The 14,600-nt window shown below is 64.4% G+C and carries 12 protein-coding genes; 9 read left to right on the plus strand and 3 right to left on the minus strand.

Going from position 1 to position 14,600, the window contains the following annotated elements; translation table 11 throughout:
- Positions 1-30 precede the first annotated feature (30 nt).
- From ACFQDL_RS20450 to ACFQDL_RS20470, 5 genes are all read left to right on the plus strand, one after another.
- Entirely contained in the window at positions 31-2,316 is a 2,286-nt protein-coding gene (locus ACFQDL_RS20450) for an NADP-dependent malic enzyme (protein ID WP_379910624.1), read from the plus strand.
- A 242-nt stretch (positions 2,317-2,558) separates the two neighbouring features.
- A complete protein-coding gene (locus ACFQDL_RS20455; protein ID WP_379910625.1) occupies positions 2,559-4,100 on the plus strand; it encodes a glucan biosynthesis protein G in 1,542 nt (513 codons plus the stop codon).
- Positions 4,101-4,103: 3 nt separating this feature from the next.
- Entirely contained in the window at positions 4,104-4,358 is a 255-nt protein-coding gene (locus ACFQDL_RS20460) for a hypothetical protein (protein WP_379910626.1), read from the plus strand.
- The gene (mdoH, locus tag ACFQDL_RS20465) at positions 4,355-6,469 is read left to right on the plus strand and encodes a glucans biosynthesis glucosyltransferase MdoH (protein WP_379910627.1); all 2,115 of its coding nucleotides are present in this window, start codon (positions 4,355-4,357) and stop codon (positions 6,467-6,469) included. The genes ACFQDL_RS20460 and mdoH overlap by 4 nt, the downstream gene beginning before the upstream one ends.
- A gap of 355 nt (positions 6,470-6,824) precedes the next feature.
- On the plus strand, positions 6,825-8,012 hold the full coding sequence (locus tag ACFQDL_RS20470; RefSeq protein WP_379910628.1) for a cytochrome-c peroxidase: 1,188 nt from the start codon (positions 6,825-6,827) through the stop codon (positions 8,010-8,012).
- 142 nt (positions 8,013-8,154) lie between these two features.
- On the opposite strand, the gene ACFQDL_RS20475 is transcribed toward ACFQDL_RS20470, so the two are convergent.
- The 3 genes from ACFQDL_RS20475 to ACFQDL_RS20485 all read right to left on the minus strand — a co-directional run bounded on the left by ACFQDL_RS20475 (position 8,155) and on the right by ACFQDL_RS20485 (position 10,922).
- Positions 8,155-10,146: a multicopper oxidase family protein gene (locus ACFQDL_RS20475; protein ID WP_379910629.1), complete on the minus strand. Its 1,992-nt coding sequence runs from the start codon at positions 10,144-10,146 to the stop codon at positions 8,155-8,157.
- Positions 10,147-10,458: 312 nt separating this feature from the next.
- A complete protein-coding gene (locus ACFQDL_RS20480; RefSeq protein ID WP_379910630.1) occupies positions 10,459-10,680 on the minus strand; it encodes a phosphate-starvation-inducible PsiE family protein in 222 nt (73 codons plus the stop codon).
- The gene (locus ACFQDL_RS20485) at positions 10,668-10,922 is read right to left on the minus strand and encodes a phosphate-starvation-inducible PsiE family protein (protein ID WP_379910631.1); all 255 of its coding nucleotides are present in this window, start codon (positions 10,920-10,922) and stop codon (positions 10,668-10,670) included. The genes ACFQDL_RS20480 and ACFQDL_RS20485 overlap by 13 nt, the downstream gene beginning before the upstream one ends.
- Positions 10,923-11,128: 206 nt before the next feature.
- On the opposite strand from ACFQDL_RS20485, the gene ACFQDL_RS20490 reads away from it, so the two are divergent.
- From ACFQDL_RS20490 to ACFQDL_RS20505, 4 genes are read left to right on the plus strand one after another with little or no spacing between them, the layout of a single operon-like run.
- A complete protein-coding gene (locus ACFQDL_RS20490; RefSeq protein WP_379910632.1) occupies positions 11,129-11,821 on the plus strand; it encodes an ABC transporter ATP-binding protein in 693 nt (230 codons plus the stop codon).
- Entirely contained in the window at positions 11,805-12,056 is a 252-nt protein-coding gene (locus ACFQDL_RS20495) for a hypothetical protein (protein ID WP_379910633.1), read from the plus strand. Before ACFQDL_RS20490 ends, ACFQDL_RS20495 begins: the two co-directional genes overlap by 17 nt.
- Entirely contained in the window at positions 12,044-12,283 is a 240-nt protein-coding gene (locus ACFQDL_RS20500; RefSeq protein WP_379910634.1) for a hypothetical protein, read from the plus strand. The genes ACFQDL_RS20495 and ACFQDL_RS20500 overlap by 13 nt, the downstream gene beginning before the upstream one ends.
- Complete coding sequence (locus tag ACFQDL_RS20505; protein WP_379910635.1) at positions 12,265-14,313, plus strand: ABC transporter permease; 2,049 nt, start codon at positions 12,265-12,267, stop codon at positions 14,311-14,313. Before ACFQDL_RS20500 ends, ACFQDL_RS20505 begins: the two co-directional genes overlap by 19 nt.
- Positions 14,314-14,600: the final 287 nt, after the last annotated feature.

Here is a 14,600-nt window from a genome sequence, read left to right on the forward strand (position 1 = left end):
CGTCATAATCGGAGCAACAGAGGAAGAGCGATGTCCGGAAATCTAGACAAAGACGCACTGGCCTATCACCGGGCCGAACCCGCCGGCAAGCTGGCGATCGTCGCGACCAAACCGATGGCGACCCAGCGTGACCTCGCGCTGGCGTACTCGCCGGGCGTCGCCGCCGCCTGCAACGAGATCGTACGGGACCCGGTGGAGGCCTATACCGTCACGGCCCGCGGCAACCTGGTCGGCGTTATCTCCAACGGTACCGCGGTGCTGGGGCTTGGCGCCATCGGCGCGCTGGCCTCGAAGCCGGTGATGGAAGGCAAGGCGGTGCTGTTCAAGAAGTTCTCCAATATCGATGTCTTCGATATCGAGATCGACGAGCGGGACCCGCAGGCCTTCATTGAAACGGTCGCCCGGCTCGAGCCCACCTTCGGCGGCATCAATCTCGAGGATATCAAGGCGCCGGAGTGCTTCGTCATCGAGAAAGCGCTGAAGGAGCGGATGAATATCCCGGTGTTTCACGATGATCAGCATGGCACGGCGATCGTCGCCGGTGCCGCGGTTTACAACGCCCTGCGCGTCGTCGGAAAGGATATCGGCAGCGTCAGGCTGGTGGTCTCGGGCGCCGGCGCCGCGGCTCTGTCCTGCACCGACCTGCTGGTGAACATGGGGCTGCGCAAGGAGAACATCTGGCTCACCGATATCGCCGGGGTGGTCTATCAGGGGCGTACCGAGGAGATGGACGAGTACAAGGCCCGTTATGCCCAGGCCACCGAGGCCCGCACCCTGGACGATGTGATCGGGGGAGCTGATCTCTTCCTCGGGCTCTCGGCTCCGGGGGTGCTGAAGCCTGCAATGGTCGAGAAGATGGCGGACAGGCCGATCATTCTGGCGATGGCCAACCCGGTGCCGGAGATCCTGCCGGAGGAGGCGCGGGCGGTGCGGCCGGACGTGATCATGGCGACCGGCCGTTCCGACTATCCCAACCAGGTCAACAATGTGCTCTGCTTCCCGTTCATCTTCCGCGGCGCCCTGGATTGTGGTGCCACCACCATCAACGAGGAAATGAAGGTGGCCTGCGTCAAGGCGCTGGCGGAGCTGGCGAAGGCGGAACCTGTCGACCGGGTGCAGAAGGCCTATGCCGGCGAACCGATGCGGTTCGGTCCGGAGTACCTGATTCCCAAGCCCTTCGATCCAAGGTTGATTTTCGAGGTGGCACCGGCCGTGGCCAAGGCGGCGATGGAAACCGGTGTCGCGACCCGGCCGATCGCCGACCTCGAGGCGTACCGCCAGAGCCTGGCGCGCTATGCCTACAGGACCAGCGAGGTGATGGGGCCGATACTGGAACACGCGAAGCAGCGGCCCAAACGGGTGGTGTTCGCCGAAGGCGAGAGTTCCCGCGTGCTGATGGCGGTGCAGCAGGTGCTGGACGAGGGGCTGGCCCGGCCGATTCTTGTCGGCAATCGCGAACGTATCCTGCAGCGGATCGAGAACCTGCAACTGAGAATCCGCGACGAGGCGGATATCCGGATCGTCGATCCCAGTGGTGGCGACTGGTACGAGCCCTATCTGGCGGACTACAGCGCGCGCATGGGGCGCAAGGGGATTTCGCCCGACGAGGCGAGGGGCATCATGCATGCCGACAAGACGGCGATTGCCGCGATGATGTGTCTGCGCGGCGATGCCGATGCCATGCTCTGCGGCGCCCACGGGCGTTTCCACCGGCATCTGGAAACGATCGACGGGCTGATCGGCCGAACGGAAGGGGGCGCCAACTACTCGACCGTGACGGCGCTGAATCTGCCGACCAGCACCATTTTTATCAGCGACTCCCACGTCAACCCCGATCCCAGTGCAGAAGAAGTGGCGCAGGGCACCCTGCTGGCCGCCGAGGAGGTCCGGCGCTTCGGCATCGAGCCAAAAGTGGCGCTGCTGTCCAGCTCCAATTTCGGCACCCACGACCAGCCATCGGCCTGCAAGATGCGCAAGGCCCGGTTGCTGCTTGAAGAGCAGGCGCCCGATCTGGTCGTCGATGGCGAGATGCATGCCGACAGTGCCCTGTCAGAGGAGCTACGCAACAAGGTGTTCCCGGATTCCGTGCTGCGCGGCCAGGCCAACCTGCTGGTGATGCCGAACGTGGAGGCGGCACATATCGCCTACGGCCTGCTCAAGACCCTGGGTGGCGGTATCGCCATTGGCCCGATCCTGCTGGGGGTCGGCAAGCCGGTCCACATACTGTCGCAGAGTTCCACTGTACGCGGCATTTTCAATATGACCGCTGTTGCGGTCGCGGAGGTGCAGAGCCAGGCGGGGGGCGGCAACGATTAACCCGGTTATGGCGCGTTGCATGCGCTACCCTGAACCGTAGGCAGGCGAAGCAGGGGCGCAATCGCGGGGGCAGGCGCTGGCGGCGGTCAATAAAGTCGCCGCTAAGCGCCAATTAAGGTCGGGGGTGCTAGCGTGCATGCGGTTTTTGGTGTAATAAACGCCACATGAACTCGGCGGCCTGTCGCAAGCACGGCGCCGGCACCATCTGAAAGCCCATTTCCGGGAAGTTCTAGAGTTGGAGTATGAGAGTGCAGAGGATCCTGCCTTTACTGGCGCTGCTGGGCGCCTTTATTCCGGCGGCCGCAATGGCTGCTTTCGGTTTCGAGGATGTTGCCGAAAAAGCCCGTGACCTGGCATCAAAGCCATATCAGGCGCCGACGCCGATTCCGAAGTTCATGCAGACGATGAGCTACGACGACTATCAGAATATCCGCTTTAATCCGGAGAAGAGCCTGTGGCGCGAAAGCGGCTCCCGTTTTCAGGTGATGATGGTGCCGCCGGGGCTGTTTTACCGCCACGCGGTGAAGTTGAACGTGATCGATGCCGAAGGCAGTCACGGTGTGCCGTTTCGCAAAACCGACTTCGTTTTCGCCGATTCGGAAGTGGCCAAGCGGGTTCCGGCCAATCTCGGTTATGCCGGTTTCAAGCTGACCTATCCGCTCAAGGGCGAAAAAGAGCAGAACCAGTTCATGGTGTTCGCCGGAGCAAGCTATTTCCGTGGCGTCGGGCGCGACAACAGCTTCGGCATTTCTGCACGGGGGCTGGCGATCGATACCGGGCTGTCGCGGGGCGAAGAGTTCCCGTCCTTTACCGAGTTCTGGCTCGAGCGCCCGTCCCCCGACGCCCAAGCGATGACCTTCTACGGGCTGCTCGAAGGGGAGAGTGTGGCCGGTGCCTACGAGTTCGTTGTCTATCCGGGCAAGGTCACGCGTTTGAAAGTGCGCAGCAAGCTGTTCCCGCGCCAGAATATCGAACTGCTCGGCGTGGCACCGCTGACCAGCATGTTCTATTACGGCGAGAATACCGGCCGGCCGCGCGGAGAATGGCGCACTCAGGTGCACGACTCCGACGGTCTGCAGATCCAGGATGGCAACAGCGGCGAATGGCTCTGGCGTCCGTTGCTGAATCCGCGCACCCTGGAGATGGATTATCTGATGACCGAAAACGTCCGCGGTTTCGGTCTGCTGCAGCGTGATCGCGAGTTTTCGGACTATCAGGACCTGCAGGCCCGCTACGAACTGCGTCCCAGCAGCTGGGTCAAGACCGAAGGCGACTGGGGGCCGGGTCAGGTGGTGCTGGTGCAACTGCCGACCGAGAACGAGACCAACGACAATATCGTCGCTTTCTGGCGGCCGAAGGACAAGGTCACGGCGGGCCAGGCGCTTGAATACGCCTACGAGGTGCAGTTCGGCGGTGCGGAACTCGGCGGCAATCCGATGGGCCGGGCGGTCAACTCCTATGTCGGCGACGGCAGCGTCATCGGAGGCGGCAGCGAGAAGGGCGCTTACCGTATTCTCGTCGACTTCAATGGCGGTGTACTCGACAAGCAGCGCCCGCGCGCGCCGGTGCTGAGCCATGTCACGGCGACGGACGGCGGCGAAGTGCTGGAGCATTTCGTCGAGTACAACGAGGCGCTCAAGGGTTGGCGGCTGTCGGTCCTGGCCCGCCCGGCCGAGAAAAAGCCGCTGTCGCTGCGGGCTTACCTGAGCCTCGGCGACGAGACCCTGACCGAAACCTGGACCTATCGCCTGCCGGCGAACAACGATATCCGCATTCCGGAGTAAAGCATGGCCCGTACCCTGGGTGAGCACGCCCTGTCCCGCGCGCTGGAATACCTGGCCGTCAATGGGGTCGACCTGAGCGACCGTCATACACTGCTGGCGCTGCAGCTGATCGAAGAAGGGCTGCAACGCGGCGAGGCGGACCTGCTCGCCTGGGTCATGGACGAACTGCCGAAGCGGGTCGAGCTGCCGCAACTGAGGGTACCGCCGGTCGCGCCGATGCTGGTGCGGGGCAGTATCGGCTACGGAGACGGCAAATGAACAGCTCGCAGGCGGTTCTCGAAAGCGGCGCGGTACGGCCGGTGCGCTGGCGCGGCCGCGTCATGCTGCGGCGCGCCCTGCTGACCCTGGTCGTCATTGCCCAGGCGCTGGTCGGCGCCTACTATATGGCGTCGGTGCTGCCCTACCATGGCGGCAACCTGCTGGAGCAGGCGCTGATCGCGCTGTTCACGGTGCTGTTCACCTGGATCACCGTGGGTTTCTGGATCGGCCTGTACGGTTTCTGGCTGCGGCGTCTGGGCGGCGATCCGAAGTCGCTGCTGCGCCGCTATCCCGATGGCGAACTGGCGAACACGCCGCTGTCCCGCACCGCGGTGGTGATGCCGATCTACAACGAGCCGGTCAACCGCACCCTCGGCGGGCTGCGCGCCATCTATCGCTCGATCGAGCGCAGCGGCCAGCTCGAACACTTCGACTTCTATATCCTTTCGGACAGCCGCGATCCCGATGTCTGGCTGTCAGAACAGGCCGCCTGGCAGAGCCTGTGCGACGAACTCGGTGCCAGCGGACGGCTGTTCTACCGCCGCCGTACCCTGAACATGAACTACAAGAGCGGCAACGTCGCCGACTTTCTCCGCCGCTGGGGGCGCGCCTACGAATACATGATCGTCATGGATGCCGACAGCCTGATGGGCGGCGACACCCTGGTGAAGATGGTGCGCCTGATGCAGCGCGAGCCGAAAGTCGGCATCCTGCAGAGCTGCCCGACAATCATCAACGGGCAGTCGCTGTTCGCCCGGGTGCAGCAGTTCGCCAATCAGGTCTACGGTCCCCTGTTCAGCACCGGGCTGGCGGCGATGCAGCTCGGAGAGGCGGCGTTCTGGGGACATAACGCGATCATCCGTACCGAGCCCTTCATGCGCCACTGCGGTCTGCCGCGACTACGCGGTCCGGGGTTGTTCAGCGGCCCTATCTCGAGCCACGATTTCGTCGAGGCGGCCTTCATGGGGCGCGCGGGCTACGAGGTCTGGCTGGAGCCTGACCTGGGCGAGAGCTACGAGGAGTCGCCGCCGAGCCTGGTCGACGAACTGACCCGCGACAAGCGCTGGGCCAAGGGCAATCTGCAGCATCTGTGGCTGATGCTGTTCGAGCCACGGCTGCGCATGGCTCACCGCATGGCGTTTCTCAATGGCATCCTGTCCTATGTGGCCTCGCCGCTCTGGTTTGCGTTCCTGGTGCTGACCACGATCGAGACGACCCGGCTGGTGCTCTGGCCGCCGAACTACTTTCCCGAACAGCACAGTCCCTTCCCGCTCTGGCCCGAGTGGCATCCCGAATGGGCCATAGGCCTTGCCAGCAGCGTGGTTTTCCTGCTGTTCTTCCCGAAATTTCTGGCGCTGCTCGATGTGCTGCTGAGCGGCCGAAGGCGCTCCCATGGCGGCTTCATCCGGCTGTTGCTAAGCACCCTGCAGGAAATCCTGGTGTCGGCGCTGCTGGCGCCGATCCGCATGCTGGCCCATACCCGCTACGTGCTCGAAGCGCTGCTCAACGTCACTTTGCGCTGGGCCGGACAGAACCGCAGCGACGAAACCACCTGGACCGATGCACTGCTGAACCAGGCGCCGGGGTCGCTGATTGCCGCGGCCTGGTCCGGTTTCGCCTGGTGGCTGGATCCGCTGTTCTTCTTCTGGTCACTGCCGGTGGCACTGCCGCTGCTGCTGGCCGCGCCGACCTCGGTCCTGCTGAGCAAGGTCGGGCTGGGGCAGGCGCTGCGCCGTGCCGGTGTTCTGCTGGTGCCGGAAGAGAAGCATGGTTCGGCACTGCTGGAGGACCTCAGTGGTCACAGTATTCTGCCGGAGCCCGGTACCGGCGAGTCGGCGGTGGTACGGGCTGTGCTCGATCCGGTGATGAATCGGGTACACCAGGCCACGGCCCGCTCCCACGGCGGAGGTGCCAAGCATGAGCGGCTCAAGCAGCTGCGTTCACGCTGCCTGGAGCAGGGGCCGGACAGCCTGAGCCGGGCGGAAAAGAACCTGCTGCTGACCGACCGCGAAAGCCTGGCCTGGCTCCATGCCCACGCCTGGCGCGCGCCGGTCGACAGTTTCTGGGGCCGTGCCATCGACCACCGCATACGCCGGATCTGGCCGGCGTAGGCGCCTCGCCCCGAGGCGAAAAAATCCGGCACGGCGGTTGTTCGCACCGGGGCGGCGCTCCTACAGCGGGACTGCCCCCACCCGTAGGAGCCGCGCCCCCGCGGCGAAAAAATCCGGCACGGCGGTTGTTCGCACCGGGGCGGCGCTCCTACAGCGGGCGCTGAAATTTCCGTGGAGCCTCCCACAATCAGGCGTTGTCCGGTGCCCAGGAATCTCCCGCATGAGGGCCAACCGGGCAGCTGTCCGGCCAGCACAGCGAAGCAGAGCCCGTCGGCGGCGCAGTATTGACAAGAGACGAAATAATAACAATTATCACTTGCTGTTACATTCATCCAGGTGCAAGAAGGTTCGATTGGTGAAGTACGGTACTCTTTTGTCCCTCTGTGCGGTCATCGTACTGGGGAGTCCGGTTCAGGCAAACGATAACGCGGGCGCGCGGCAGCAGGCGCTGGCACAACTCGGACAGGCGCTGTTCTTCGACACCAGTCTGTCGTTCAATCGCAGCCAGTCCTGCGCCAGTTGCCACGATCCGGCCAGGGGATTCGCCGATCCGGGAGCCAACAGTCTCGGCGGAGCCGTTTCACTGGGGGACGACGGCCGCTCTCTTGGCGATCGCAATGCGCCGTCGGTCGCCTACGCGGCCTTCAGCCCGGACTTCCACCGCGACGGTGACGGTCACTATGTCGGTGGCCAGTTCTGGGACGGCCGTGCCGCCACCCTGGCCGATCAGGCGATGGGGCCGCCGCTGAACCCGGGCGAGATGGCGATGCCGGACATGGAAACCGTGCGTCAGAGGCTGCTGGAAAATCCCGACCATGTCGCGCGGATCAGCCGGCTGTTCGGTGAAGGCGTACTGGAGGAGGCCGGCAGTGCCTATCGGGCGATGGCCGAGAGCATCGCGGCGTTCGAGCGTACCGAGTCCGTTTCGCCGTTCGATTCCAGGTACGACCGCTACCTGCGCGGCGAATATCAGATGACCGAGCAGGAAGAGCTGGGCAGGACGCTGTTCTTTTCCCGGCAGTTCACCAACTGCAACCAGTGTCACCAGCTAGAGGCATCGCCGATCTCGCAGCGCGAAACCTTCAGCAACTACCGCTACCACAATATCGGCGTGCCGGTGAATGCGCAGGTGCGCGCCGCGAACGGCAGCGACCCGAACCTGGTCGATCCGGGTCTGCTGAACAACCCCAACGTGATTGACTGGGAAGCGCGCGGCCGTTTTAAGGTGCCGGGCCTGCGCAATGTCGCGGTCACCGGCCCCTATATGCACAACGGTGTCTTCACCGAGCTGGAAACGGTGGTGCGGTTCTACAACCAGTACAACAGCAAGAGCGCGAAAAACCGGATCAACCCCGAAACCGGCGAACCCTGGGGCGGGCCGGAGGTGGCCGAGAACCTGTCGCTGACCGAGCTCGAACATGGGCCGGCACTGGACGACAAGCGCATCGAGGCGCTGGTGGCCTTCCTGAAGACGCTGACCGACAGGCGGTACGAACCCCTGCTGGAGCAGCAGAGGGCTTCGCGGAAAGAAGCCGGCCATTAAAGGGGGCCTGGCCATCCGCTCCAACCGATGATGGGTTACGGTGCGCTCCGGACGCCGTGGAATACCAAAATTTGTGCCATGCGCACCTAACCCATTCTACGAATCTACGGTAGTTTTGCCGCCGCAGGCCCTTGCAAAAACGTCAGCCATCGATGGGCCCGACATGGTAGGGCCGCATCATCTCGTGATCCTCGTGCGAGAGGATATGGCAGTGCCAGACGTACCGGCCGGGCTTGTCGAAGCGCATCTTGATGCGAGTGACTTCGCCCGGCAGCGCCATCACCATATCGCGACGGGTCTGTTCCTGGGGCGCGGGACCGCGGGGCTGGCCGACGACCCGGATGTTTTCGAGCCGGTACCCCTCACCGCCTTCGCCATCCTCGCCGCCTTCGCCATGTTCTGCTGGCTTTTCGATCAGCCGGGCACTGAAAGGCTGGCGATCGAGAATCTCGAAATGAACCAGGTGAAGATGGATCGGATGGGCATCCCCGGTGGCGTTGTAGATCTCCCAGATTTCGGTGTCCCCCAGTCCCGGGTTCTCGGTAATGGGACTGTCCCAGTCCAGGGTGCCATCGACCCAGTTGTCGCTGACATCCTCGACCGGCTCGGCCATACCCAGCAGCGGCTTCAGACGGCCGAACTCGTCGGTTCCCTCGAACAGCGCCAGCTTGCGGGTGGTCGTGACCGCGCCCGGGACCGAAACGCCGCCATCCAGCCAGGTGCCGTCAACGATCGAGGTGTCGGCTCTGTCGGAATCGAACTCTGAGACAACATCGAAGGCCATGATGCGATCGGTGCGCCGATCCGGGAAGAGGTCGGCTTTCTTCGGCAGCTCGCCACCGAAGGGCGCATCCCCGAGGAGGTTCTCGACGATCAGCCGTGAGCCCCAGGGCACGGCCTTGAAGTCGATCACCAGGTCGAGGCGTTCGCCCGGCGCGAAGTCGACTTCCTCCACCTGCGTTGCGGTTTCACGCAGGCTCTGATCCGAACCGATGACATAGAAGGGAATCGCATACCCAGGCGCGGGATCGGTTTCGTTCGAGTGGACAACTTTCAGGCGCAGGCGCATAAAGCGGCTGTCGCAGCCATTCAGCAACCGTACCCGGTACTGGCGACGCTCGACCTCGCATTTGGGCCAGATCGTGCCGTTGACCAGCATATGGTCGCCGAAGAACTCGGCCAGTGCCGTCGGTCCGCCTTCCGGGAAGACCTCCTCCGGCAGTTCGGCGCCCTCATCGTCGATAAAGTCGCTGTAGAAGGGATCCCCGGGAAAGGCGGGATAAAACAGCTCGCCGGTATTGAGGAACATCCGGTCCTGTACCGCGAATGCCAGTTCGTAGGGCCCGGCCGGCAGGCCCGGAGGATTATCCGGCAGCCCGGTATCGAAGTCGTCCCGAAGGATGAAAAAGCCCGCCAGGCCGGCATAGACATTGAGCCGGGTGATACCCAGCGCATGGTCGTGATACCAGAGGGTACCGGCCATGTCGTTCCAGTACGGGAAGCCGCCGCCGTAGCGGTAGTAGCGGGCTTCCCATCGCGGGCCCTTGATCCTGAAGCGCGGCGAAAAGAAATATTCGGGGTTGCCGTCAAAGGGGCTGTCGTTGAGGCCGCCATGGACATGGGTCACGATCGGCACGCCGTCGGAGGCGATGCGGTAATATTCGTATCCCGGCAGCGAGTAGGCCCAGTGCAGGCTGCCATCGACCGGCAGCAAGTGGGATACCGGCATGGACCCTTCGATCAGATCGTTTTCCCAGCTGACTTCCAGGCTGTCGTTCACATTCATCTCGATGGTACGCCCCGGCCAGGAAACGCCGTCGTTGTGAGGGCCGTAGCCCCAGACCGCTGTCGGTACGGGCGTTTCTCCATCAGCGCCAACCAACCCGGTCATCTGGACGGCCGGTGCCGCACGGATACGCAACCGGCCGGCCTCCGGCATATATTTGAATCCGGGATCAAGGGCATTCGGCACCGCGTGCTTGAACAGAGGCTGCATTGCCGGGTCTGAAAGGCCGGCCGCCAGGATTGCAGCATGGCTGCTGTGGGCGCGCAGCAGTGCCACCGGAATGCTGGCGGTCATGCCGGCCGCCATCGCGGAGCGGATGCTCAGCGTCAGGAATTCCCGTCTTTTCATCTTTCAGGCCTCTTCGCGTCAAGTGGACCCTTCCCGACGTCAGTCGAATGGGACCGCCCTGCCAGTCCGGAGGTTGCGAGGGGAGGGTATTACCTGGATACAAGCAAGTGACGTACCGGTTTGGAAAAGGTCTTGTCTATCAACACAGTGTATTCGGGCGTCCCGATGGCAGGGGAGCCGGTTTGTAAACAGAACATTACAGCGATCGCCTCGAAGACCGAAAAGCGTTGCAGCACGGATACAGCCGCCCGCGTCTTTACTCGGAAGACCCGGTTCGGTTCGAACAGGGTGACCAGATTACCCATGCCCGTCTCAGGCCTTCTTCGAGATCAGCCAGTGGGTGACGCCCAGCGCCAGGGTGACCGCGGCGATGGCAAATACATACTCGGCGCTGGTCTTGTCCAGGTCCAGCACGATCACCTTCCGCGCGATCGCCATCAGTGCCGTGGCGGTGACCAGGCGTATCGGCAGCACGTCGGTTCCGAGGTAGAGCCGGATATTGATAAAGATCTCGACGGCGATCAGCACCGCCATGAAGGCGCCGAACGTCTGGAAAATATCGTTGATATCGAGCAGGAAGAAGGGGGCGTACCGAGTCGCTGGTAGAGGACATAGATCACGTCGCCGATGCCCCAGATGATGACCAGCACCATCAGCACGGCCAGCACCCGGATGGCGATGCGGATGATGCGGTGAAGAAAGCGGATCAGCGGATCGGAGTGTTCCTCCGGCAGTTCTTCGTGTATCAGTACATGAGGATCGTTGTCTTCGGTCATCGATGTCTTCTGCTCCTTGCTGGGGCTGTTCCGGCTTGTGATTGAACGATCTGGCTGTTCGAAGGCTCCGTTTTCGGCCTGGCGCCGTACCGCTATCTGATAGTGGCGCATAGTTTGCGCTCCCGCCAGTTGGCTGGCCGGCGGCCCACTCGGCTATGTTGTACGCAGTGAACGGTGAAACGGATGAAGCAGGAGGTGTCCAGGCGATGATCGAACTCGAGCGGCTGTCGATGTCCTACGCCATCGGCGACGAGGAGGTCCAGGTATTGCGCGACCTCGACCTGAAGGTCGCCGATGGCGAGCGCGTCGCCATTCTTGGGCCTTCGGGTTCGGGCAAGACCACGTTGCTGCTGTTGCTGGCCGGGCTCGAGCGGTGCCAGCAGGGGCATATCCGCCTCGGCGGCGTGGCGTTGTCAGACCTCGATGCCGATGCGCTGGCGGACCTGCGGCGCGACAGGATCGGTTTCATTTTCCAGTCGTTCCATCTGGTGCCGAGTCTCACCGCACTGGACAATGTCGCGCTTCCGCTCGAGATCGCGGGCGACACCCGCGCACGGATGCTTGCTGCCCGGATGCTGGACCAGGTGGGACTGGCGTATCGCGAGCGTCATTATCCGGCCCAGCTCTCGGGCGGCGAGCAGCAGCGGGTCGCCATCGCGCGGGCGCTGGTGCACGGTCCCAGGCTGATCCTGGCCGACGAGCCAACCGGCAACCTGGACAGCCGGACCGGTGAACGCGTGGGGCATTTGCTGTTCGATCTCAATGAGGGTGTCGGCGCCACGCTGGTGCTGGTCACCCATGATGCCGGTTTCGCGCGTCGGTGCGACCGGGTGTTGCAGCTGCGGGATGGCCGGCTGGTCGAGCGCGCGCAGGAGGGGCGGGATGCCTTTTCTGCTTGAGCTGGCCTGGCGGGACCTGCGTGCCAGTGGCCGCTCGCTCTGGGTGTTCTGTGTCTGTCTGCTGCTCGGCGTCTCGCTGATCGCTGCCACCGGCGGGCTCTATCGGCAGGTCGGCGCGAGTCTGCAGGCGGAGAGCCGCAGCCTGTTCGGCGGAGACCTGGAAGTCGAGAGCCGGGCGTCGCTGCCACCCGGGGTACTCGACTGGATGAACGCCAGGGCCGGGTGTCGCTGCTGATCGAGTTGCGCACCATGCTCGGAAACCCGGCCGGCGACTTCCTGCTGGTCGAGCTGCAGAGCGTCGATGATCACTATCCGCTCTATGGCGAGCTGCAGCTGGATCCAGAGCAGGACCGGCAACCGCCACGGAGCAACGGCACGGACGCTGGGGTCTGGCGCTGGATCCGGTGCTGGCACAGCGGTTGGACCTGGCCCCGGGAGATGAGGTGGCGGTCGGGGCGCTGACGATGGAGGTGCGTGCCCTGATCCGGCACCAGCCCGATCGCCGACTGAGCGCCGACTGGCGGGGCCCGCCGGTGCTGGTTGCCGATGACGCACTGCAGGCTTCCGGCCTGATTCTGCCCGGCAGCCGCCTCGACTATGAATACCGGGTGCGCACCGACCTGGCGCCGTCGCAGTGGCGCGAAGCATTCGTAGGCGCCTTCCCCGGCAGTGACTGGGAGGTGCACACCTTCAGCAATCGCAGCGAGCGGTTGGCACGGGTGCTCGACCAGGTCGCCTCGGGACTGCTGCTGATCGGCTTCAGCGCCCTCTTCATCGGCGGGCTGGGTGTCTACAACAGTATCCAGGCTTACCTGCAGGGGCGGCTCGGCACCATCGCCACGCTGCGGGCGCTGGGGCTGCGCAACCGGCGTCTGGCTACCCTCTATCTGCTGCAGATCGCGATGCTCAGTGGCGGCGCCAGCCTCGCCGGCATGCTGTTGGGCGGCGTCCTGGCGCTGGCCGGTACCACCGCCGCCGCCCGGCGTCTGCCGGTGGCGACCAGTCTCGGGGAACTTGCGCTGCCGCTGGCGACGGCCTTCGTCTTCGGGCTGTTGACCGCCTTCACCTTCGCCCTGCCGGCGCTCGGGCGGGCGCTGTCGGTCCCGCCGGCGGCGCTGTTTCGTGGCCTCGACGGGGGTCGCACCGTCACGCCCCGCGGCTACTGGCTGGCGACTGCGAGCGGTGCCCTCATGATCGTCGTGCTGGTGCTGTCGTCGCTGCCGGATCCGCTGTTCGGCCTCGGCTTTGTGGCGGTGGTCGCGCTGTTGCTCGCGCTGCTGGATGGCCTGGTACGGGGCCTGCGCCGGCTGGCCCGCGCGCTCGACGGGCGTCCCTTTCTCAACGGCCGTTTTGCCCTGCGCCTGGCATTGGCGAACCTGCACCGGCCCGACTCGCCGCTGCGTGCCACCCTGCTGTCGCTGGGCTCGGCGCTGACGCTGCTGGTGGCCTGTACACTCATTGTCGCGGCCCTGCTGCGGGCGATCAACGAAATGCTGCCGGAGGAGGCGCCGGCGCTGGTATTCTACGATATCTCCGCCGATCAGCGGGCCGCGGTGACCGCGGCGGTCGAAGAGGCCGGGTCCTTGCAACGCCTGGAACTTGCGCCGCTGGTGCTGGGGCGTCTGGCCGCGGTCAATGGCGAACGCCTGGCCGACAGCGGCGATCCGGAACGGGCCCTCGAGGCCCGGGACGAACACAAGCTCAGTTACCGGGCCGGTAATATCGACGCCGTGATCCTGGAGCGCGGCGACTGGTGGCCACAGGACGGCAGCGACGGCCCCTGGGTGGTGATGGAGGACCGCGAGGCCGATCAGCTGGGGCTGGAAGTGGGCGACCGCCTGCGGTTCAGCATCAGCGGCGCCGAACTGGAGGCGAAGCTCGGCGGTATCTACCGCCAGAAGGGGATGCAGACCCGCTTCTGGTTCGAGGCGATCCTGTCGGACGGCGCCCTGGATCCCTTCATAAGCCGCTATGTCGGGGCGGCCTACCTGGACCCGGACGAGGCGGTCGCGGTCCAGAACAGGGTCGCCGCCCTCGCTCCCAATATCGTCACGGTGCGGACCGAAGCCATTCTCGAGGAAGCGCGTCTGCTGCTCGGCAAGGCGTCGGCGGGGCTGACGGTCGTCGCCGTCATCAGCCTGTCCGCCAGCCTGCTGGTGCTGGCCAGCCTGCTGGCCACGACCCGGGCGCGTCAGGTTTACAGCGCCACCGTGCTGCATACCCTCGGGGTACGGCTGGCCGTCATTCGCCGCAGCCTGCAACTGGAGTATCTGCTGCTGGCGCTGGTCAGTTCCAGTCTCGCGACCGGCCTCGGTGCCGCCATCGCGCTGCCGCTGCTCCAGTACCGCATCAAGCTGCCGGCCAACGACCTGCTCTGGCTCGGCGCCCTGACGGCGCTGCTGGTCAGCACCCTCAGTCTCGGTCTCGGAGCCCGTTACCTGTTGCGGCGGCTGCGGCTAAGCCCCGCCAGCCTGTTGCGCGATGGCGGCTGAAGCGCCTGGAGCCTAGCCGAAAGCCGGTCTCCCCGGGATAAGCTCTGGCGTTCCTCAAATGTTGATCTGGGTCAATAACTGGGCGCGGGCCAGCAGCCGCCGATTGTGTCTGCCCGTTGCTGCCTGTCCATCGTTTCCCGCTGCACGCCGGTTCTCGACAACACCTCCATTTAGTCTTTTTAGTCTTTAAAAACAATAAGTTGTCTAGGTATATCGAAAGCCGTCAAGGCTTTTTCAGCCGCGTCCCTGACCCGCATGGAAAGGCGTCACCACCTCTGTTTTTCTGA

It is taken from the genome of Marinobacterium aestuariivivens (genome assembly GCF_042661465.1).
GTDB classification, from domain to species: domain Bacteria; phylum Pseudomonadota; class Gammaproteobacteria; order Pseudomonadales; family Balneatricaceae; genus Marinobacterium_A; species Marinobacterium_A aestuariivivens.

Coding starts and splice junctions, on each gene's coding strand:
- ACFQDL_RS20495 (WP_379910633.1), top strand. CDS start 11,805: ATGCCTTTTCTGCTTGAGCTGGCCTGGCGGGACCTGCGTGCCAGTGGC.
- ACFQDL_RS20490 (WP_379910632.1), top strand. CDS start 11,129: ATGATCGAACTCGAGCGGCTGTCGATGTCCTACGCCATCGGCGACGAG.
- ACFQDL_RS20455 (WP_379910625.1), top strand. CDS start 2,559: ATGAGAGTGCAGAGGATCCTGCCTTTACTGGCGCTGCTGGGCGCCTTT.
- ACFQDL_RS20480 (WP_379910630.1), bottom strand. CDS start 10,680: ATGGCGGTGCTGATCGCCGTCGAGATCTTTATCAATATCCGGCTCTAC.
- ACFQDL_RS20450 (WP_379910624.1), top strand. CDS start 31: ATGTCCGGAAATCTAGACAAAGACGCACTGGCCTATCACCGGGCCGAA.
- ACFQDL_RS20460 (WP_379910626.1), top strand. CDS start 4,104: ATGGCCCGTACCCTGGGTGAGCACGCCCTGTCCCGCGCGCTGGAATAC.
- ACFQDL_RS20485 (WP_379910631.1), bottom strand. CDS start 10,922: ATGACCGAAGACAACGATCCTCATGTACTGATACACGAAGAACTGCCG.
- mdoH (WP_379910627.1), top strand. CDS start 4,355: ATGAACAGCTCGCAGGCGGTTCTCGAAAGCGGCGCGGTACGGCCGGTG.
- ACFQDL_RS20475 (WP_379910629.1), bottom strand. CDS start 10,146: ATGAAAAGACGGGAATTCCTGACGCTGAGCATCCGCTCCGCGATGGCG.